Annotated in this window: 20 protein-coding genes; 10 read left to right on the top strand and 10 right to left on the bottom strand. The window is 75.7% G+C overall.

The annotated features are described in order from the left end of the window. Nucleotides 1-309 precede the first annotated feature (309 nt). Nucleotides 310-684 carry a Type 1 glutamine amidotransferase-like domain-containing protein gene (locus TEK04_RS14805; protein WP_336405121.1) on the bottom strand — a complete coding sequence of 125 codons (375 nt, stop codon included), beginning with the start codon at nt 682-684 and terminating at the stop codon, nt 310-312. A gap of 290 nt (nt 685-974) precedes the next feature. Here TEK04_RS14805 and TEK04_RS14810 point away from each other — a divergent pair, with 290 nt between their 5' ends. Together TEK04_RS14810 and TEK04_RS14815 are read left to right on the top strand one after the other, a co-directional pair. After that, entirely contained in the window at nt 975-1,433 is a 459-nt protein-coding gene (locus tag TEK04_RS14810) for a hypothetical protein (protein ID WP_336405122.1), read from the top strand. After that, nucleotides 1,430-3,076 (top strand): AMP-binding protein, encoded by a 1,647-nt coding sequence (locus TEK04_RS14815; protein ID WP_336405123.1) that lies wholly within the window; start codon nt 1,430-1,432, stop codon nt 3,074-3,076. Before TEK04_RS14810 ends, TEK04_RS14815 begins: the two co-directional genes overlap by 4 nt. Nucleotides 3,077-3,086: 10 nt before the next feature. On the opposite strand, the gene TEK04_RS14820 is transcribed toward TEK04_RS14815, so the two are convergent. After that, complete coding sequence (locus tag TEK04_RS14820) at nt 3,087-3,398, bottom strand: hypothetical protein (protein ID WP_336405124.1); 312 nt, start codon at nt 3,396-3,398, stop codon at nt 3,087-3,089. Nucleotides 3,399-3,547: 149 nt separating this feature from the next. Here TEK04_RS14820 and TEK04_RS21305 point away from each other — a divergent pair, with 149 nt between their 5' ends. Beyond that, nucleotides 3,548-3,928, top strand: a complete 381-nt coding sequence (locus TEK04_RS21305; RefSeq protein WP_349257751.1) for a cold-shock protein — start codon at nt 3,548-3,550, stop codon at nt 3,926-3,928. Nucleotides 3,929-3,998: 70 nt separating this feature from the next. On the opposite strand, the gene TEK04_RS14830 is transcribed toward TEK04_RS21305, so the two are convergent. Both TEK04_RS14830 and TEK04_RS14835 read right to left on the bottom strand, forming a co-directional pair. Then, nucleotides 3,999-4,481: a DUF2771 family protein gene (locus tag TEK04_RS14830; protein ID WP_336405125.1), complete on the bottom strand. Its 483-nt coding sequence runs from the start codon at nt 4,479-4,481 to the stop codon at nt 3,999-4,001. Further along, complete coding sequence (locus tag TEK04_RS14835; RefSeq protein ID WP_336405126.1) at nt 4,478-5,974, bottom strand: MFS transporter; 1,497 nt, start codon at nt 5,972-5,974, stop codon at nt 4,478-4,480. Before TEK04_RS14835 ends, TEK04_RS14830 begins: the two co-directional genes overlap by 4 nt. A gap of 164 nt (nt 5,975-6,138) precedes the next feature. On the opposite strand from TEK04_RS14835, the gene TEK04_RS14840 reads away from it, so the two are divergent. Then, nucleotides 6,139-6,936 carry a DUF3027 domain-containing protein gene (locus TEK04_RS14840; protein ID WP_336405127.1) on the top strand — a complete coding sequence of 266 codons (798 nt, stop codon included), beginning with the start codon at nt 6,139-6,141 and terminating at the stop codon, nt 6,934-6,936. 1 nt (nt 6,937) lies between these two features. Here the strand turns inward: TEK04_RS14840 and TEK04_RS14845 are convergent, their stop codons facing one another. Further along, on the bottom strand, nt 6,938-7,141 hold the full coding sequence (locus TEK04_RS14845; RefSeq protein WP_336405128.1) for a DUF2530 domain-containing protein: 204 nt from the start codon (nt 7,139-7,141) through the stop codon (nt 6,938-6,940). Between the two features lie 59 nt (nt 7,142-7,200). Here TEK04_RS14845 and TEK04_RS14850 point away from each other — a divergent pair, with 59 nt between their 5' ends. The 5 genes from TEK04_RS14850 to TEK04_RS14870 all read left to right on the top strand — a co-directional run bounded on the left by TEK04_RS14850 (nt 7,201) and on the right by TEK04_RS14870 (nt 12,056). Beyond that, on the top strand, nt 7,201-8,685 hold the full coding sequence (locus tag TEK04_RS14850; protein WP_336405129.1) for an NCS2 family permease: 1,485 nt from the start codon (nt 7,201-7,203) through the stop codon (nt 8,683-8,685). Nucleotides 8,686-8,744: 59 nt separating this feature from the next. After that, a complete protein-coding gene (locus tag TEK04_RS14855; RefSeq protein ID WP_336405130.1) occupies nt 8,745-9,179 on the top strand; it encodes a MarR family winged helix-turn-helix transcriptional regulator in 435 nt (144 codons plus the stop codon). 111 nt (nt 9,180-9,290) lie between these two features. Continuing rightward, nucleotides 9,291-10,676, top strand: a complete 1,386-nt coding sequence (locus TEK04_RS14860; RefSeq protein ID WP_336405131.1) for an MFS transporter — start codon at nt 9,291-9,293, stop codon at nt 10,674-10,676. Between the two features lie 44 nt (nt 10,677-10,720). Beyond that, nucleotides 10,721-11,200 (top strand): hypothetical protein, encoded by a 480-nt coding sequence (locus TEK04_RS14865; protein WP_336405132.1) that lies wholly within the window; start codon nt 10,721-10,723, stop codon nt 11,198-11,200. A gap of 31 nt (nt 11,201-11,231) precedes the next feature. Then, on the top strand, nt 11,232-12,056 hold the full coding sequence (locus tag TEK04_RS14870) for an acyl-CoA thioesterase (RefSeq protein WP_336405133.1): 825 nt from the start codon (nt 11,232-11,234) through the stop codon (nt 12,054-12,056). Nucleotides 12,057-12,066: 10 nt separating this feature from the next. Here TEK04_RS14870 and TEK04_RS14875 read toward each other — a convergent pair whose 3' ends face one another. The 5 genes from TEK04_RS14875 to TEK04_RS14895 form a co-directional block, all read right to left on the bottom strand. After that, entirely contained in the window at nt 12,067-14,682 is a 2,616-nt protein-coding gene (locus TEK04_RS14875; protein ID WP_336405134.1) for a hypothetical protein, read from the bottom strand. Between the two features lie 5 nt (nt 14,683-14,687). After that, the gene (locus tag TEK04_RS14880; RefSeq protein WP_336405135.1) at nt 14,688-15,350 is read right to left on the bottom strand and encodes an ABC transporter ATP-binding protein; all 663 of its coding nucleotides are present in this window, start codon (nt 15,348-15,350) and stop codon (nt 14,688-14,690) included. Beyond that, nucleotides 15,347-16,030: an ABC transporter ATP-binding protein gene (locus TEK04_RS14885; protein WP_336405136.1), complete on the bottom strand. Its 684-nt coding sequence runs from the start codon at nt 16,028-16,030 to the stop codon at nt 15,347-15,349. Before TEK04_RS14885 ends, TEK04_RS14880 begins: the two co-directional genes overlap by 4 nt. Nucleotides 16,031-16,071: 41 nt before the next feature. Further along, entirely contained in the window at nt 16,072-17,940 is a 1,869-nt protein-coding gene (locus TEK04_RS14890; protein ID WP_336405137.1) for an EAL domain-containing protein, read from the bottom strand. A 109-nt stretch (nt 17,941-18,049) separates the two neighbouring features. After that, entirely contained in the window at nt 18,050-18,988 is a 939-nt protein-coding gene (locus TEK04_RS14895) for an NAD(P)/FAD-dependent oxidoreductase (protein ID WP_336405138.1), read from the bottom strand. 63 nt (nt 18,989-19,051) lie between these two features. Between TEK04_RS14895 and TEK04_RS14900 the strand changes: the two genes are divergently transcribed. Further along, nucleotides 19,052-19,828, top strand: coding sequence for a TrmH family RNA methyltransferase (locus TEK04_RS14900; protein ID WP_336405139.1), 777 nt, complete (start codon nt 19,052-19,054; stop codon nt 19,826-19,828). Nucleotides 19,829-19,842: the final 14 nt, after the last annotated feature.

The following is a 19,842-nucleotide window of genomic DNA, read 5'->3' on the forward strand; positions in this document are numbered from 1 at the left end:
CGCAGCTGCCGCCACGGGTGAGGGCCGCGTGGGTGGTTCGGCGCCCAGCGCACCGGGGGCGAGGGGTTCGGGTACCCAGTCGGCGGAGGCAGCGACGCCGTCCAGACCCATGACCCACGCCCCCTCACCTCGACTCGAACACGTGTTCGAAGAGTAGCGCATGGGCGGGCGCGGATCAACCCGAAACCGCAGCTCAGAGGCCCTCCGAACCCCAGTAGCCCACTCCGCTGCACCGGGTGATCGTCATCCGACGCCTGGTGACCACACGGCGGCCGACGTGGGTCCTGACCGCCGCATGACGCTCGGCGTTCACAGCGGGGAGGGCGGCGATAGCCCGATCCGGCGCGCGACGACCGGGTCCGAGCGGGCTGCGCCGTTCGGGGCTGGGGTCACCCACCATGCCCGGGCACCCGGGCGAATGGTCACGGCCTCGGCCAGCTCGGTACCCCGGTAGTGGAGCCCGACGCCGTCCTCGGTGGCGTACCCGCCTGGCAGTGCCCCGCTCGACACGAGTTCGCCGAACACGCGACGCCGCGGTTGGTCGGCGAGGTCGTCGTGCACCCCGTTGCCGTACGGGAGCAGACCCAGGCCGTCGGTGAAGGGGGCGAGGCCGTCGCCGAAGGAGTCGGTGGGGCCGCCGACGTGCCAGCACAGGCTGCCGGCACTGGAGCCGGCGAGCACCACGCCGGCCTCCCCAGCACTCCCGCAGCGCCTCCGGGAGCCCGTGTGCGCGCCAGACCGCCATCAGGTTGACGACGCTGCCGCCCTCGACCAGCAAGCACCACGTCCTGCGCCAACAGGTGGCGATGGACGTCGGGCACGCTCGGTTGCGGGAAGAGCCGCAGCACGAGGACGTCGACGTCGGGCCGGTGGCGACCGAACGCCGTCGTCGTCCGGTCGATCGCGTCCTGGGCGTCGCCGACAGCTGTGGGCACGTAGACGACCCGCCGGGTGCGGGGAGCCAGGGACAACGCGTGCGCGATCAGGTCCCACGGGTCTCCGTCGCCCTCCCGCTGGTCGAGGAGGCCGGAGAACGCGAAGACCTGGCGGTGGTCGGTGTCCACGACCTCACCCTGGCGCACGGACGGCCCACGATGCAGGCGCGTTGCGGGTGGGCTGGCGTGGGTGCCGACCCGCGGGGTTGGATGCGGGACGATGTGCCCGAGCGCCGGCGAGCGAGCCGGCCACGACGGCGGGAGTCCGGCATGGCCAAGAAGAACCCCAAGAACGCCCACCTGGTCGAGCCCACCTGGGGCCAGAGCGAGGACGGCGGCCCGCCGCTCACCGAGCTGGTCAGCGAGATGACCGGGTCGCTGTCGCCGTTCGGCGAGGACCACTCGTTCCCGCTGCCGGTGGAGTACCTGCGCTACGCGCACCCCACGGACAAGCCCAACCGGGCCGGCGTCCAGCTGCGGCCGGGCGAGCAGGCATGACCGCGCCCGCGCTGCCGTCCTACACCAGCGGCACCAGCACGGTGCCCCTGCTGGGCGACACCATCGGGGCCAACCTCGACCGCACGGCAGCGCGGGTCGGCGACCACGAGGCGCTCGTGGAGTGCGCCACCGGCCGCCGCTGGACCTACCCCCAGCTGGTGGCCGACGTCGACGCGTTCGCCCTCGGGCTGCACGCGCTCGGCATCGAGAAGGGCGAGCGGGTCGGCATCTGGGCGCCCAACTGCGCCGAGTGGGTGTTCGTGCAGTACGGCACCGCCAAGCTCGGGGTCGTCTTGGTCAACATCAACCCCGCCTACCGCACGCACGAGCTGTCCTACGTGCTGCAGCAGGCCGGCATCTCGGTCCTGGTCGCCGCCCCGGAGTTCAAGACCAGCGACTACCGCGCGATGGTCGCCGAGGTCCGGGGTGAGTGCCCGGCGCTGCGCGAGGTGCTCTTCCTCGGCGACCCCGAGTGGCAGCAGCTGATGGACACCGGCCGGGCCGCCGACCGCGGGTTCCTGGCCGAGCGCGAGACGGAGCTCTCCGCCGACGACCCGATCAACATCCAGTACACCTCCGGGACGACGGGCTTCCCGAAGGGCGCCACCCTCACCCACCACAACCTGCTCAACAACGGGTTCTTCGTCGGCGAGGGCTGCGGCTACACCGAGGCCGACCGGGTCTGCATCCCGGTGCCCTACTACCACTGCTTCGGCATGGGCATGGGCAACATCGGGGCCACCTCGCACGGCTCGACGATGGTCATCCCCGCGCCCGGTTTCGACCCCGCGCTCACGCTGCGGGCCGTGCAGGACGAGAAGTGCACGTCGCTCTACGGCGTCCCCACGATGTTCATCGCCGAGCTGGCGCTGCCCGACTTCGCCTCCTACGACCTCTCCAGCCTGCGCACCGGCATCATGGCCGGCTCGCCGTGCCCGGTCGAGGTGATGAAGCGGGTCGTCGACGAGATGGGCATGGCCGAGGTGACCATCGCCTACGGCATGACCGAGACCTCGCCGGTGTCCACCCAGACCGGCGCCGACGACGACCTCGACCGCCGCACGTCCACGGTGGGCCGCACCCACCCGCACCTGGAGAGCAAGGTCGTCGACCCCGAGACCGGGCTGACGGTGCCGCGCGGCACCGCCGGGGAGCTGTGCACCCGCGGCTACTCGGTGATGCTGGGCTACTGGGACGCCCCCGACAAGACCGCCGAGGTGCTCGACGCGGCGCGCTGGATGCACACCGGCGACCTGGCCGTGATGGACGCCGAGGGCTACCTGAACATCGTCGGCCGGATCAAGGACATGGTCATCCGTGGCGGGGAGAACGTGTACCCCCGGGAGATCGAGGAGTTCCTCTACTCCCACCCCGACATCGCCGACGTGCAGGTCATCGGGGTGCCCGACGCCAAGTACGGCGAGGAGTTGATGGCCTGGGTGCAGCTGCGCGCCGGCGCCCCCGAGCTCACCGCCGACACGCTCAGGGAGTTCTGCACCGGCAAGCTGGCCCACTACAAGGTGCCCCGCTACGTCAAGCTCGTCGACGGCTTCCCGATGACGGTCACCGGGAAGGTGCGCAAGGTCGAGATGCGCCAGGTGTCCACCGAGGAGCTCGGCCTCGCCGAGGTGGTGACGGCCTGACCGGGTGGACCTAGCTGCGCGGGGCCAGGCGGGTGATGACCTTGGAGAGCAGGTTGCCCACCACCACCCACACGATGGCGGCGACGAGCGCGTTGACCGTGCTGGCGATCTTCGGGTCCTCGGGGGTGAACAGGTCCCGGGTGAAGCCGCCGAGGTCGTCGCGCACCCCGGCGGTGAACTGCACGATCGGGTTGTCCGGGTTGGCCTCGAACAGCACGAAGACCGCGTAGAGCACGATCAGCCCGCCCACGACCGACGAGATCAGCCGGACCGCGGCGGCGATCGAGGTGACGACGCGGGACGCAGCGTTGCGGACAGCCATGCCGGGCATCGTCGCATCCGTCCCCGGGTACTGCCTACCGGCCGGTAACCGGTCGGCGCGCAACCCGACAGACGCACCCCCGGTCGCGGACTAGCCTGGGCCGGAGCGCGCCAGCACGGCGGGCGGACGACGCAGAGCGAGGGATCGACGTGCCCAGCGGCAAGGTGAAGTGGTTCAACCCGGAGAAGGGTTTCGGGTTCCTCTCCCAGGAGGAGGGGCCCGACGTGTTCGTCCACCGCGACGCGTTGCCGGCGGGCACCACCGAGCTCAAGCCGGGCCAGCGGGTCGAGTACGGCATCGTGGCCGGCCGCCGCGGTGACCAGGCGCTGCAGGTCGTCGTCCTGGACCCGCTGCCCTCCGCCGTCGCCGGCACCCGCAAGAAGCCCGACGACCTCGTGCCCATCATCGAGGACCTCATCCGGCTGCTCGACGGCGTCGGCAACGGGTTGCGGCACGGCCGGCACCCCGACCGGCAGGCCGCGGCCAAGGTGGCCGCCGTCCTGCGTGCCGTCGCCACCGACCTCGAGTAGAAGGACCTGACTGCCCCCCACGGACCGCTCCGCGCTCCGCGGGCCCCTGCAGCGAGGCCGTTCCATCACCTCACGAGCGGATGAAGCCGATCGGCCACGCCCCGGACAGGCCGCTGCAGGCGGCGTCGTCGGAGTCCTCGACGACCACCAGGTAGAACGAGGCCGGCACGACGTCGGAGCTGTTGATGCCGGTGAACACCGTCGTGCCGTCCTCGACGTCGACCTCGCCGAGCAGCTCCTCGAGCTGGTCGTCGTAGACCTGCACGCTCCACCCCTGGTCGGCCACGTCGGCGTCGACGGTGAGGGCGATGGTGCTGTCGGTGGGCACCTCGATGACCGGCGGCGTGGTCGAGTAGCGCTCCCCGGTGCCGCCCAGGCAGTACTGGGTCGGTCGGACGGCGACGTCCTGGGTGCCGGCCTGCACCCGAACCGTCGGGGCCGCCGCGTCCTGCTCACCGGCGCCGCCGCTGCCGCCGGCCCCGCACCCGGTGAGCGCCACCAGCACCGCCGCGGCGGCCACCGTCGTCCTCGCTGCGCTGCCCGCCCTGCTCACGTCGAACCCCGTCCCTCCGCCGGGTCCCGGTCGGGACCGCGGTGACCCACCCAAGCAAGCAGACCTGTGGCCACCACCAGCACCCCCGCGACGACGCCGAAGGCCAGCGCCGGGGAGCCTGCCGGGAGGGCGATGCCCAGACCGCCGCCCACCACCCACGCCAGCTGCAGCAACGTCTCGGAGCGGGCGAAGGCCGAGGCGTGCTGGGCGCCGGGCACGTCGCGCTGGATGATGGCGTCGAGGGAGACCTTGCCCAGCCCCGCCGACAGGGCGGCCACCCCCGCGGTCAGCGCGATGACCGGCAGGGACGGGAAGCCCGCCGCGACGGCGGAGGTGGCCACCGCCGCCACCGTCGACCACAGCACCAGCGAGTCGGGGGCGGCGCGGTGCAGACGCGACCCGATCGCCGTCCCGAGGAAGCTGCCGGCCCCGGCCGCGGCCGCGATGCCGCCCAGCGCGAGCGTGCGTGCCCACCCCCCGGGCACCGCGGCCTGCACGAGGAAGGCGGCGTAGATGGTCAGGAACCCGCCGAGCACGCGCAGCAGCGCCGCGTTGCGCAGCGCCTCCACCACCGACCGCGCCACGCGCGGACGACCCGACCGGCCCGGCACCGGGATCTCCATCGTGGTGGTGAGCAGGTCCGAGGCCTCCTCGCCGACCGGGACGTCGACGTGCCGTGGCAGGCGCAGGGCCAGCACGGCGGCCGCCCCGAACACCACCGCGATCGCCCACAGGAGGGGCGGGAAGCCGGCCACCGCGGCGATGCCCGCGCCGACCCCGCCGAAGACCCCCGCCGTCACCAGCCCGAACACCGACGTGCGCGCGTTCGCGCTGGTCAACGACATGGCGGGGGGCACCACGCGCGGGATGACGGCGGCCCGCAGCACGTTGAGCGCCTTGGACAGCACGAGCACGCCGAGCGCCGCCGGGTACAGCCACAGCCCGTCGAAGTTGGCCGCCATCACCAGGGCGAGCGCGGCGCGCCCGGCGAGGCTGGCCGCGATGGCCCACCGCCGGCCGCGCTGCAGACGGTCCAGCAGCGGGCCCAGCAGCGGTGCCAGCACCGCGAACGGCGCCATCGTCACCAGCAGGTAGAGGGCCACGTTCCCGCGCTGGGCGTCGGCCGGGGCGGCGAAGAACAGCGTGCCGGCCAGCGAGACGGCGATCATCGCGTCGCCGGCCGTGTGCAGCGCGTTGACCCACAGCACGTGCGCCAGGCCGCTGTCGCCGGCCCCGTCGGCCCGGCTGGCCGCGTTCACCCGCCGGACGGCGGCCACGGTGAGGTCGCGCGAGCGGCGCGCCGCCACCCGGGTGACGGTGATCCGCTGCGGTCGCGCACCGAGGACCGGGGCGACCGGGGTGACGGGGGGAGGAGCCGGCGGAGGCGCGGGGGGCGGCGTGCGCGGTGGGTCGCCCGCGGCCGGCGCGGCCACGGTGGGGGAGTCGTCGCCGGGCGGTGCGGACGCCGCCTGCGGCATCGGCCGGGTCTGCACGCGCTGCACGGGGCCGGTGCGCGCCGTGGTCGACCGGCGCGGTCGTCCCCACCTGCGCCGCATCACCGCCCCGTCCCGCCCACCGCACCATCGTGCCCCACCACCGGGGTGCCCCCGCGTGCCTGGCGTGCACGCGCACGTGCGACGTGCGGCACCATGGAGGCGTGTCCGCCCCCGAACCCGCCGCCCCCGAACCCGCCGGGCCCGCCGACGGCGACGTGCTGACCGCGGCCGTGGACCTGGCCCGCGCCGCCGCGGTCGAGGTCGCCGGCGCCCCCGACGAGGTCGGCGAGCACCTCGGCGCCTCCCGCGAGGCCGCCTCGGCCGAGCTCGGCGAGGTGCTGACGCACACCTTCGCCGCCGCCCTGCCCGGCTACACGGGGTGGCACTGGGCCGTGACCGTCGCCCGCGTGCCCGGTGACGAGCACGTCACCGTCGACGAGGTCGTGCTGCTGCCCGGCGACAGCGCCCTGCTGGCCCCCGCGTGGGTGCCCTGGCACGAGCGCATCCGGCCCGGGGACCTGTCCGTCGGCGACGTCCTCCCCGTGACCGAGGACGACCCCCGCCTCGTCCCGGCCTACCTCGCCGACGACGACGCGGCCGCCGACCCCGCCGGCATGGTCGTCGCCCAGGAGGTCGGCATCGGCCGCGAGCGCGTGCTGTCGGCCGAGGGACGCCGGGAGGCCCTGGCGCGCTGGCGCAGCGGCGACCGGGGGCCGACGGCCGCGATCGCCCGGCACGCCCCGGGCTCGTGCGGGGACTGCGCCTTCCTCATGCCGCTGGCCGGGTCGGTGCGGCTGGAGCTGGGCGTGTGCGCCAACGAGTTCGCCCCCGCCGACGGCCACGTCGTCACCACCGACCACGGGTGCGGTGCGCACAGCGAGGCCAACCTGGTCACCGCCGACACCACCGAGATCCAGCTGACGCCGCTCTACAACACCGACACCTACGACTCGATCTGAGTCAGCGCTGGCCCTGCCAGCGCATGAGGGCCAGGCCCAGGACGGCGAGGACCAGGCCGCAGACGCAGGTCCACACCCAGACGGCGTCCACGGGCAGCAGCAGGACGACGACGAGCGCCGCGGCCCACAGCACCGCGCCGACCAGCACCACCCGGCGCGTGTCGACCCGCAGCGGGGGAGGCGACGGGCGGGTCGGGGCGGGCACGGCGCGACTGTAGCCGGGCGCGGCCCCACCGGACCGGTTGCGCATGGCACCCTGTCGCCGTGCCGGACGACATCGAGACCACCTCCGCCGCCCCGAAGAAGCGCAGCGCGGGCCCGGTCATGAAGCCCAAGAACGGGCTGGACCGCTACTTCTCCATCACCCAGCGGCGGTCCACCGTCGCCCGCGAGGTGCGCGGCGGGTTCGTCACCTTCTTCACGATGGCCTACATCGTGGTGCTCAACCCGATCATCCTGTCCGGCGTCGACGTGGACGGGAACACGTTGGACTTCGGGTCGGTCGCCGCCGTCACCGCACTGGTCGCCGGTGTGCTCACCATCGCCATGGGCGTGATCGGCCGGTACCCGTTCGCGCTGGCCGCCGGCCTGGGCATCAACGCCGTGGTCGCCGCCTACGCCGCCACCCAGCTGAGCTGGCCCGAGGTCATGGGCCTGGTCGTGCTCGAGGGCCTGCTCATCACCGTCCTGGTGCTCACCGGCTTCCGCCGGGCGGTCTTCGAGGCCATCCCCGACCAGCTCAAGACCGCCATCGCGGTGGGCATCGGGTTCTTCATCGCCCTCATCGGCCTGGTCGACTCCGGCTTCGTGCGCCGCGCGCAGGACGGCACCGTGCCCATCACCTTCGGCATCGACGGCAGCCTGGCCAGCTGGCCGCAGCTGGTCTTCGTCGTCGGGCTGCTGCTCACCGCCGTCCTCGTCGTCCGCAAGACCCGCGGGGCCCTGCTCATCGGGCTGGTGATCACCACCGTGCTCGCGGTCGTCGTCGAGGCGGTCGCGAAGGTCGGCCCGACGTTCCTCGACGACGGCACCGTGAACCCGAAGGGCTGGGCGCTGCAGGTGCCCACGCTGCCCGACCAGGTCGTCGGGGTGCCGGACCTCTCCCAGTTCGGCCAGGTCTCGCTGTTCGGCGGGTTCTCCCGCATCGGCGTCGTCGCCGCGCTGCTCATCGTGTTCGCCCTGATGCTGGCCGACTTCTTCGACACCGTCGGCTCGGTGACCGCCGTCGGCGCCGAGGCGGGCCTGCTGGACGAGCACAACAACCTCCCGAGGTCGCAGCCGGTGCTGATGGTCGACTCGGTCGCCGCCGCCGCCGGCGGGTTCGCCAGCGTCTCGTCCAACACCACCTACGTCGAGTCCACCGCCGGGGTCGCCGACGGCGCCCGCACCGGCCTGGCCAGCGTGGTCACCGGTGCGCTCTTCCTGGTCGCCACGCTGTTCTCGCCGCTGGTCGACGTCGTCCCCTCCGAGGCCGCCTCGCCGATCCTGGTGATCGTGGGCGCCCTGCTCATCGCCCAGGTCAAGAACCTGCACTGGGACGACCTGACCCTGGCCATCCCGGCGTTCCTGACCATCGCGCTCATGCCGTTCACGTACTCCATCACCAACGGCATCGGTGCCGGCACGATCAGCTACGTGGTGCTCATGGCCGCCACCGGCCGGGCCCGGCGCGTGCACCCCTTGATGTGGGTCGTCGGCGTGCTGTTCGTGGTGTACTTCGCGATCGAGCCGGTCCAGCAGCTGCTTTGACGGTCGTGGGCCCCGCTCGATGTACGGTTAACGGGGCTAACGACTTGACGAGGTGACACGTGGCGCGGACGACGCTGGACACCGCCGCCCTCGCGCACGACCTGCGGTTGGCGGTCATGCGCTTCTCCCGTCGGCTGCGCAACCAACGGGTGGACACCTCGGTGACCCTCACCCACCTGGCCGCGCTGTCGACGCTCAAGCGGCACGGGGCCATGAGCCCCGGTGAGCTGGCCGGCCACGAGCGGGTCCAGCCGCCGTCCATGACCCGCGTCGTCGTCGCGCTGGAGAGCAAGGGCCTGGTCACCCGCACCCCGCACCCCACCGACCGGCGCCAGGTGGTCATCGACCTCACCCCGGCCGCCGAAGCCCTGCTGACCGAGGAGGCCCGCGCCCGCGAGGCCTGGTTGTCGGGTCGGCTGCACGCCCTCTCGCCCGAGGACCGGGCGACCCTGCGGGAGGCCGCCCGCATCATGGACGACCTCGCCGCCGGGTGAGCCGCAGGATGAGCCACCGCGAGCCGCTGGGCCTTGGGTCGACCACGGACGTGACCGCAGACGTCTGACCGCCCGAGCACCGACGCGACCACCGCCCCCCGACGCGGGGGCATGTTCCGTGCCCTGTCGGTGCACAACTTCCGGCTGTACCTCTCGGCAAACCTGGTGTCGCTCACCGGTACCTGGATGCAGCGGATCGGCCAGGACTGGCTGGTGCTCCAGCTCTCCGACGGCAGCGGCACCGCGCTGGGGGTGGTGACCGCCCTGCAGTTCGCGCCCACCCTGCTGCTGAGCTTCTACGGCGGGTTGCTCGCCGACCGGTACGACAAGCGCCGCATGCTCGTGGGCACGCAGACCGTCCTCGGCGTGCTCGCGCTGGCCCTGGCCGTGCTGGTGGCCACCGGCGGCATCGCGCTGTGGCACGTGTTCGCCCTGGCGCTGGCCCTGGGCGCGGTCAGCGCGATCGACACCCCGGCCCGGCAGTCGTTCGTCTCGGAGATGGTCGGCCCCGCCCACCTCGGCAACGCCGTCAGCCTCAACTCGACCGTGTTCAACGGGGCCCGGCTCGTCGGGCCGGCCCTGGCCGGTGGCCTCATCGCGGCCTCGGGCGGGGACACCGCCCCCGCCTTCTTCCTCAACGCCGGCAGCTTCGCGGCCACCATCGCAGCGCTGGTCCTCATGCGGAGCGACGAGCTGCAGCGCAGCGCACCGGTGGCCAAGGCGCGCGGCCAGCTGCGGGCGGCGCTGACCTACACCCGAGAGCACCCCGACCTGCAGCTGGCGATGGTGCTGGCCTTCGTCGTGGGCACCTTCGGGTTCAACTCGCAGATCACGGTGGCGCTCATGGCCCGGGAGGTGTTCGGTCTGGGTGCGGGCGCCTTCGGCCTGCTGTCGACGGCCTTCGCGGTCGGGTCGCTGACCGGCGCACTGCTGTCCACCCGGCGCGAGGCCCGGCCGCTGCAGCGGTTCCTCGTCGTGGCCGCCGGCTCGTTCGGCGCGCTGACCGCGGTCAGCGGCACCATGCCCACCGAGTGGGCCTACGCGCTGCTGCTCGTGCCGTGCGGTGCCGCGGGGCTGTTGTTCAGCGTGGCCTGCAACAGCTTCGTGCAGCTGGGCGTCGAACCCCAGCTGCGCGGCCGCATCCTGGCCCTGTACTTCATGTGCTTCATGGGCGGCACCCCGGTCGGTGCACCGCTGGTCGGCTGGGTGTCCGAGCACCTGGGGGCCCGGTGGGGCCTGGTCTCCAGCGGGCTGGTGGTCGTCGTCGCCGCGGTCGTCGTCGGGGCCGTGCTGTCGCGGGGCCGGCACGTGCGGCTGGAGGCCCACGTGGCCCCGCCCAGCCTGCGCCTGCACGTCGACCCGCTCCCGGGGACGGCCCCGACGGCGCCCCCGCTGGTGCCCCCGCCGGTGCCCCCGTCGGTGCCCCCGTCGGCTGCGCCCGCCGTGGAGGAGGTCCAGGGCGAGGCGCCCGGCTCCGCGGTGACCAGCCGACCCTGAGCCGGCTCCCGTGGCGTGGGTCACCCGTGGTCTACCGTCGTGGCGTGCCCTCGGTGTCCGCCGCCCCCTGGCCCGTGGTGCTCGTGCTCGTCGTGGTCATGGTGGTCGGCTCGTGCTGGCTGATGGAGCTGGCGCTGCGCTGGTTCACCGGCACGCTGAGCACGACGAGGCTGCTGCGACGCCGGGCGCCCCGGCGAGCCCGGCGCCGGCCTGGCCGGCGACCGGCCGTCCGCCGGCCGGCCCCCGCGCCGGTCCCGGTGCGCCGCCCGGTCGAGGCCGTGGCCGCCGACCTGCGCCGGTTGCGGGCCGAGCTGGCGCTGGTGACCACCGGCAGCGCCGCCCGCCGCGCCGGGGTGCTGGCCGCCTACGACGACGTCCTGGTCGAGGCCGCCGACGCGCTCGAGGTGCCCCACGTGCTGCGGGCGGCCGCGCCCGGCGAGGCCCGTGAGGTGGAGCGGCTGCGGCTGGCCGACGCCCTGGCGGCCGCCGGGTTGGTGACGGGCGGGCCCGGGGCCCGGGGCTGACGGCAGGTCCCGCGGTGGCACCCTGTGCCCCGTGCCGCAGAGCCCCGTGCCGCAGAGCCCCGACAGCGACTTCGACCGCGCCACCGCCCTCTCCGCCGTCGACGGCGGCTTCGTCACCCACCTCGACCCGGGGTGGGACGTCGGCGGGGGAGTGCTGAACGGCGGTTACCTGCTGTCGGTGGTCGCCCGGGCCGCCGTCGAGGTCTCCCCGCACGCCCACCCGGTCGCGCTGTCGGCCAGCTACCTGCGGGCCGCGACCCCCGGTCCGGCCACCCTCGCCGTGACCCCGGGCCCGGCCGGTCGGACGCTGCAGCACGGGGTGGTCGTGCTGACCGACGCCACCGGTCCGGCCGTGTCGGTGCAGGTGACCACGGCGACGCTGGCCGACGTCGCCCCCGAGCACGCGGTGCCCCCGCCGGCGGCGACGCCCGTCGAGGAGTGCTTCTCGGTGGCCGAGCACGCCCACCTCTCGCCCGTGCCGGTCCCGGGGATCTCGCGGCACGTGGAGACCCGGCTGGACCCGCTGACCGCCGGCTGGGCGCTCGGTGAGCCCGGCGACGAGCCGGTCATCCGCGCCTGGGTGCGCTTCGCCGACGGCCGGGAGCCCGACCCGCTGGGTCTCGTGGCGTTCACCGACGTGCTGCCGCCGACGTCGTGGGCGACCGGCCGGCTGGGCTGGGCGCCGACGGTGCAGCTGCAGACGCTGGTGCGGGCCCTGCCGGCACCGGGTTGGTGCCTGGTCGAGGCCCGGGGCGGCGAGACCTCCGACGGCTGGGTCGACGAGGACTACCGGGTCTGGGACGCCACCGGCCGGCTGGTCGCGCAGTCGCGCCAGCTGGCCCGCGTCCCCCGGTGAGGGGCGCCGACTACTCGCGGAGCACCTGACCGGGGTCGGCCCGGTCCGCGGCGCGCTGCGCGTACCCCGCCGCGGTACCCGCCACCACGAGGACGACGGCCACCGTGGCGGCCAGGGTCGGCCACGGCACGTCGAGCAGGGGCGTGGGCGGGCGCAGCCGGTCGACGTCCAGGCGCCGGAGGACCGTGGCGACTGCCCCGGCTGCCAGCACCCCACCGACCACGACGCCGACGGCGGCGACCCCGCCCAGCTCGAGCAGCAGCGACCGCAGGTGCGCGGCGCGGGTGAGCCCCACCCGGCGGGCGAGCACGTACCCGCCCACCCGGGACCGCGACCGGGCCTCCAGGTGCAGCAGCAACCCGGCCGCGCCGATGACGCCGGCGAACACCGCCAGCGCCGAGAGGTAGCCGAAGGTCCACGTGGTGGCGAGGAAGTCGGCGGTGCGCTGCACGTCGGCTGGCACGGTGTCGACCACCCGGACCGCCCCCGCGTCGCGCAGCTGCTGCGCCGCGGCGGCCACGTCCCCGCCGGTCCACCGCTCGACGGTCTGGTCCGACCCGGCCGACGGCGGCACCTCGGGCACCCGCGCGCGGTCCACCAGCAGGACCGGGTCGGCGGTGCGCCGTCCGGGCAGCACGTCGGCGGTGGCGACCACCTCGACGTCGACCGGGACCCGGCCCAGCCGCAGCTCGTAGCGCCCGGCGGGCAGCCCGGCGGCGACCACGGGCACCGCGTCGCCCCCGCCGGTCAGCCGGGCCACCAGGTCGGGCAGCGGCAGGGTGGCGAACGAGTCGACCCAGAACGCGGTGCCGGCGAACGTCGCCGGGTCGACGGCGAGGGCCTGCACGGCGGAGCCCTCCCCGCCGCCGGCCGGTTCGGCGGTGGCCTGGCCGAACCGGAGCACGGTGGTGCCGCCGGGGCCGGTCACCGTCGCGGGGTCGACCCGGGTGGCGGTCGCGGCGACGGCCGCGCCGCCCAGCTGGACGCCGACCTTGGCCTCGAGGGTGGCGCGGGAGGAGGCCGTGAGGGTGGCGGTCGTGCCCAGCACCGCGACCGGCAGGACGACGGCGACCACCAGGGTGGCGGTGGCGGCCCGGGCGGCGGCCCACCGGTTGACCGCGAGGAACACGGCCGGGCCGCGGCGGCCGGCCCACCGGCGCACCCGGGGGAGGGCAGCGGTGAGCAGCCGGGCCGCCAGCACCGCCGTGCCGGCCACGGCGAGCAGCGGCATCGCCACGAGCAGCCCCGACACCTGGGCCACGCCCTGGTCGACCACCACGCCCGGCCGGGCACGCAGCAGCAGCCAGCACGCCCCGGCGGCGAGCAGCAGCAGCACCTCCCACGGCACGCGGGCCGGCCAGCGCACCCCGGCTCCCAGTGCCCGCTCCGCCGTCCCGCGGGCGCGCAACCCGGCCACGACGGCGGCCGCACCCAGTCCGGCGGCGAACGCAGCCACCCCGGTCAGCGCCGCAGCGGCGGTGGCCGACGGGTCCAGCTCGGGGGCCGGACCGAGCACCCCGACCAGCACCCGGGACGCCGCCCACCCCACGGCGGCACCGGCCAGCGCGGGCAGCGCCAGCTCCAGCGCCGCCTTGCCGGCCAGCGGGACCGGGCCGACCCCGCGGGCGGCCAGCAGCCGGACCTCGGCGGCACGGTGGTCGGCCCAGGAGCTGCCCGCGGCGGCGACCAGCGCCAGCGCGAGCAGTCCGCCGGCCACCGCGACCGGGACGACCGGTCCGCGCAGCCCGCTCTCCAGCAGCTCGGCGCGGGCGGTGGCCGCACCCAGCCTCGGGTCGGCCCGGAACCCGCCGGTGGTGGGCGCGACCGGTGGCATCGCCGCCAGCGCGCGGTCGGTGAGGGCGGCGAGGTCGTGCGCTCGGCTGGTGGTCAACCGGGCGCCGTCCTCGGGCACCGACGCGATCGCCTCGAGCCCGCCACCGCCGGCGGCGGCGAGGTCCACCAGCGTCTGCTCGTCGGTGGCCAGCAGCAGCGCCGGCGGTGGCACGTCGGCGCTCGCGGCGTTGGTGAACAGCCCCTCCAGGTCGCACCAGAAGCTGCTGGGTGTGGTGTCGAACAGGTCGGTGTAGACGCCGGCCACCGGCACCGCCGTGCCGCCCACCTCGACGGTCGCACCGGGGGCCGCCCCCGCGGCGGCGGCGTAGGAGGCGGGCAACCAGACCCCGCGCCCACCCTGCTCGGCCACGACGTCGACTTCCTGCAGCGCGCCGGGTCGCCACAGCAGGGAGGCCCGCTGGGTGAGCGGTGCGCCGTCGGGGCCGGCCACCGCCACCCCCGACTGCGGGTTGCCGCCGGCGCCCAGGGAGGAGCGCACCAGCAGGACCGGACGGGACGTCGCGCCCACCGACGACCACGCCTGCCGGGGGGCCGCGGCCAGCTCGGCGGCGCGGTCGCCCACCGCGGGGGCGACCTGCAGCTGGATGGCCGGCCACGCGGCCTCCGCGCACTGCGGGGCCAGCTGCTGCTGCAGCGCGGCCGACCGCGCCGAGGACAGGAACAGCGGAGCGCTGGCCAGCGCGCACGCCAGGATCGCCGTGGTCACCAGCACCGCCACGACGGCGGCCGGACGACGCAGCCCCAGCACCGGCGCCCGGGTCCAGGGCGGCAACCACCTCATGACGGCGGGCCCGGCAGCAGTCGACCGTCCCGCATCGACAGGACCCGGTCGGCGCGCGACCAGGCGACCTCGTCGTGGGTGGCCAGCAGGACCGCGGTCCCCGAGTCGGCGGCGTCGAGGACGGCGTCGAGCAGCGCGTCGGCGTGCCCGCGGTCCTGGTGGGCGGTGGGCTCGTCGGCCAGCAGCAGGGCCGGCCGCAGCACCAGCGCCCGGGCGACCGCGGCCCGCTGCTGCTCACCGAGGGAGGCCTGGTGGGGGTAGCGGTCGGCCAGGTGGGCGATGGCGAACCCGTCCACCAGCCGACGGGCGCGCTCCGCCGGGTCCTCCCCGGCGGCCGGGCGACCCAGCCGGGCGGGCAGCAGCACGTTGTCGGCCAGCGACAGCTCGGGCACCAGGCCCAGCGCCTGCGGGACCAGCGCCAGGTCGCTCCACCCCAGCCCGCGGGGGTCGGTGCCCGGCCCCACCCGCAGGGTGCCGGCGTCGGGGGTCTCCCACCCGCAGAGCACCGCCAGCAGCGTCGACTTGCCCGACCCCGACGGCCCGACGAGCGCCACCACCTCACCACCCTCGACCGCCAGGTCCACGGCGTCCAGCGCGGTCACCGCCTCGGTGCCCCGCACGAAGCGCTTGCTCAGCCCGGTGGCCGCGACGACGCTCATGCCACCCGGCCCTGCGCCAGGCGGACGAAGCCGTCGGCCACGGCCATCACCCGCGGGTCGTGGCTGGACACCAGGAAGCCCACCCCGGCGGTGGCGAGGTCCGCCATGGCCTGCAGCACCCGCACCGCTGCGGCGGTGTCCAGCTCGGCGGTCGGCTCGTCGGCGACCACCAGCGCCGGGCCGCCGACCACCCCGCAGGCCACGGCGAGCCGCTGCTGCTCGCCGCCGGACAGCTGCCCCGGCCGGTGACCGGCGCGGTCGGCCAGACCCATCCGGGCCAGCAGGGCGAGCAGGTCCTCGTCGGGCACCGCGGCCCCGCGCAGGTCGGCGGCCAGGCGCAGCTGCTCGGTCGCGGTGAGGTAGGGCAGCAGGTTGTCACCCGGGCGCTGGAACAGGTAGGACACCTGCCGGCGGCGCAGTCGTCGGCGACCGCGGGCGCCCAGCCCGTCCACCGCGTGCCCGCCGATGCGCACCGACCCGGCGTCGGGGGAGTCGATGCAGGCCAGCAGGCGCAGCAGCGAGCTCTTGCCCGAGCCCGAGGGACCGACGACGCAGGTCACCCGCCCGCGGGGGACCTCGACGTCGACGTCGACGAGGGCGCGCACCACCCCGGTCGCCGTCCGGTAGGTCTTGTCCACCCCGGTGCAGGACGCCGCGGGGGCGCCGTCGGCCGGGGTCACCGGACCGACCCTAGCGGGCCGGTCGTGCCCGGTCCGCCGGGTCAGCCGGCGGTCGTGGTCAGGGCGGGTCGGGGCGGGGTGGGTCGGGATGCGGTGGGTCGGGGGGCAGCGGGTCGGGGCGCCGACCGCGGCCCGGGCGGACCCGGGTCGACCGGCCGGGGGCGACCCAGCAGGTAGCCCTGCCCGAGCACGGCGCCGAGGGCCACCAGGTGGTCGCGCTCGGCGGGGGTCTCCACGCCCTCGGCGACCAGCACGGCCCCGGTCTCGGCGCAGTAGGCGATTAGCGCCCGGGCGACGGCCCGCCGGTTGCGGTCGGTGTCGACATCCCGAACGAAGGCGATGTCGAGCTTGACGACGTCGGGGCGCAGCTGGGTGATGTGCTGCAGGCTGGCGAACCCGGCTCCCGCGTCGTCGACGGCGATGCGCATGCCGCGTCCGCGCAGGGGACCCAGCAGCCGGGCCAGGGCGGGGTAGTCCAGCACCGCGTCGTGCTCGGTGATCTCCACGACCAGCCGGTCGGCGGGCACACCCGAGAGCAGGTCGTGGGTGGCGGGGTCGGCCAGCGCCGACGGCGACAGGTTGACCGACAGGTAGGCGGGGGCGGGGATGCGGGGCAGCAGCTGCAGGGCGGAGGCCAGGGCGTGCTGCTCCAGCCGCACGCCGAGGTCCAGCCGTGCGGCCTCGGCGAACACCAGGTCCGGGCGCAGCGCGCCCCCGTGGACGTCGGTGAAGCGTGACAGCGCCTCGTGGCCGACGGCCGCGCCCGAGCGCAGGTCGACGATGGGCTGGAGGACGGTGACCCGCCGGGACCCGTCCAGCAGCGGGGCCAGGAGCGCGCGGTCGCCGGCCCGGCGGTCGGCGTCGGCCTGGTGGCGGTCGACGTGCAACGCGACCAGCCGGGCCAGGACCTCCAGCGAGTCGGTGCGGGCCCGGCTGTCGCGCTCGCTGGTCGGGGACCGGTCCAGGGTGCAGAGCGTGCCGTGCACCCGACCGTCGGACAGGGTGACCGGGACGCCGTTGTAGGAGCCGACGCCCAGCTCGGCCGTCATGGCCAGGCCGGCGCTGATCGGGTGGTGCGCGGTGTCGGGCACCGACGAGGGCAGGTCCCCGCGCAGCATCGCCCCGCAGTAGCCCTCGTCGGCCGGGAAGCACGTCCCGGGAGCCAGGGGCGGGGCGTCCGGTCCGGTGCTGACGTGGGTGACGGTCTGCTCGCCGGCACCGATGCGGCTCAGCAGGGCGACGTCCACCCCGAGCGCGGTGCGGGCGGCCTCGAGCAGGCTGTCGATCGCCCCGCCGAGCCCGGCGCGGGGGTGCTCGGAGGTCTCGGACAGGCCGAGACCCATGGTCGCCAGCCCGTCGAGCACCTGACGGCGTCCGGTGATGCGGCGTCGGACGGCCACGACCAGGCCGGCCATGCGGGTCAGCGCCCGCACCGCTGTCTCGTCCTCGGCGGTGAAGGCGGGCTCACCGGGGGAGCGGGTCAGGTACAGCCCGCCGAGCACGGCGTCGTCGACAGTGAGCGGGCTGGCCAGCAGCGCCCCCATGGCGACGTGACCGGTGGGCAGGCCCACCGAGCCGGGGTGGTCGGACATCCGCTCCAGCCGCAGCACTTGCCCGGCCAGCACGACCCCGACCAGACCGACCGGGCCCGGCAGGTGCGGCACGGCGGCCACCTCGCCGGTGGTCATGCCCTGGTGGGACATCACGGTGGGGGAGCCGTCGGGACCCACCAGCAGCGCGATGCCGAACCGGGCCCCCAGCAGCGTGCGGGCGGAGGTGACCAGCTCGTCGAGGATCCCCGGCTCGCCGGGCACCTCGGCGATGGCGACCATCGCCTGCAGCGCCTGCAGCACCTCCGGCGTGCAGGTGCTGACGGTCGGGGGGGTCGGGTCGGCTCGGACGACCTGCACGGCACCTCCGGGGCAGCTGCGGCGGGCCGGCGGCCCGCTCTCCCCCCACCTACGGCAGCCCGGGCCGCCGGGGAGACCCGGGACCGGCCCGGCTCCCCCCGACGGGGGATCAGCCGGTGGCCAGCTGCTGACCGAGCAGGTGGCCCGACGTCCAGGCGCTCTCCACCTTGGAGGGCGCCGACCACCCGTCACCGCACAGGCCGACGCCGTCGAGCAGGTGGAACGGCTCGCCCCGCGGGTCGGCGGGCTTGGCGAAGGTCCAGCGGTGCACGTGGTGCCAGTCGGGCTCGGGCAGGTCGAGCAGGGCGCACACGGCGGCGGCCACACCGGGGCCGGCCGCACCGGGCTCGGCCAGGTGCCCGGCGGCGAACGCCGGGGTGGTGTGCGCGACGAGCACCGGGGCGCCGTCGCCGCGGCGGGCGCCGTCGTCGGCCACCCACTCCAGCACCGGGTGGTCGTGCACGAAGACCCCGTGCAGGTCGGCGTCCCACCTCCGGTGCGCCCACCCCAGAACCACCGAGAGGGTGGCCTGCCAGCCGCGGGGGTCGAGCACCTGCTCGACCGGGCACCCGGCCTCGAGCAGCCGGCGGGCCTGCGGGTCGGGCAGGGCCAGCACGACGGCGTCGGCGGGTTCGCCGTCGACGGTCGGGCCCGCGGTCACCTGCTGCACGGCGTGGCCGGTCACCAGGTCGAGGTCGCGCGCGAGGTCGACCACCAGCGAGCGCAACCCACCGGCGGCCCCGTAGCGCATCGGCCCGGCCTTCCGGTCGGTCAGTCCGTCGGGGCCGGCGACGGCGAAGGTGTCGGTCCACTCGCGGGCCAGCCCGCGCTCGAGCCAGTCGGCGACCACCCCGGCGAAGGCGCTGCCCTCGGCGGCGGTCAGGTAGGAGGCACCCAGGTCGACCACGCGGCCGTGCAGCTCACGGCCGGACATCCGGCCACCGGGCCGGCGCCCGCGGTCGAGCACGCGCACGGGCCGGCCGGCGTCGTGCAGGGCCCGGGCGGCGGCGACGCCGGCGATGCCGGCGCCGATCACGGTGGTGGTCACCGGTCCACCCTGCGGCCTGGGAGCCGGTCCTGCTCACCGACCCGGGAGGATGGGGCGGTGCCCGTGACCATCACCGACCCGCGTGACCCCCGGGTGGCCGACTTCCACGACCTGCACGCCGGAGACCGCCGTCCGGGCACCGAGCGCGGCACCGGGCCGGTCGTCGTGGAGGGCGTCACCGCCGTGGAGCGGCTGCTGGCGTCGGGGCTGCCCGTGCGGTGCGTCTACGGCGTCCCCGGCCGGGTGGACCAGCTGGCGGTGCCCGCCGGGGTGCCGGTCCACGTGGCCGACAAGTGGGTGCTGTCGGAGACGATCGGTTTCCGGCTCACCCGCGGCGTGCTGGCCTCCTGCGAGCGGCCCGTGCCCCCGGCGCTTCCCGACCTGCTGGCCGGCGCGCGGCGCATCGCCGTCCTGGAGGGTCTCAACGACCACGAGAACATCGGCTCGATCGCCCGCTCGGCCTGGGCGCTGGGCGTCGACGCCCTGCTGCTCGACCCCACCTGCGCCGACCCGTACTACCGCCGCGCGGTGCGGGTGTCGATGGGTCACCTGCTCACCACCCCGCTGCGGGTCCTCCCCGACTGGCCGGGCGACCTGGAGCGCGTGCGCTCCGCCGGGTTCACCACCGTCGCCCTCACCCCGGGGGCCGACGTCGACCTGGCCGCGGTCGACCCCGTCGCGCACCCGCGGACGGCGGTGCTGCTGGGCGCCGAGGGCCCCGGGCTCAGCGCGGCCGCGATGGACGCGGTCGACGTCCGGGCGCGCATCCCCATGCGGCCGGGCGTCGACTCCCTCGGCGTCGCGGCGGCCGCCGCCGTCGTCTTCGCGACCCTGCGCTGACCACCTCGGCGGTG

This window comes from Klenkia sesuvii, assembly GCF_037083825.1.
Taxonomy (GTDB): Bacteria; Actinomycetota; Actinomycetes; order Mycobacteriales; family Geodermatophilaceae; genus Klenkia; species Klenkia sesuvii.

Coding starts and splice junctions, on each gene's coding strand:
- TEK04_RS14815 (WP_336405123.1), top strand. CDS start 1,430: ATGACCGCGCCCGCGCTGCCGTCCTACACCAGCGGCACCAGCACGGTG.
- TEK04_RS14820 (WP_336405124.1), bottom strand. CDS start 3,398: ATGGCTGTCCGCAACGCTGCGTCCCGCGTCGTCACCTCGATCGCCGCC.
- TEK04_RS14860 (WP_336405131.1), top strand. CDS start 9,291: ATGTTCCGTGCCCTGTCGGTGCACAACTTCCGGCTGTACCTCTCGGCA.
- TEK04_RS14880 (WP_336405135.1), bottom strand. CDS start 15,350: ATGAGCGTCGTCGCGGCCACCGGGCTGAGCAAGCGCTTCGTGCGGGGC.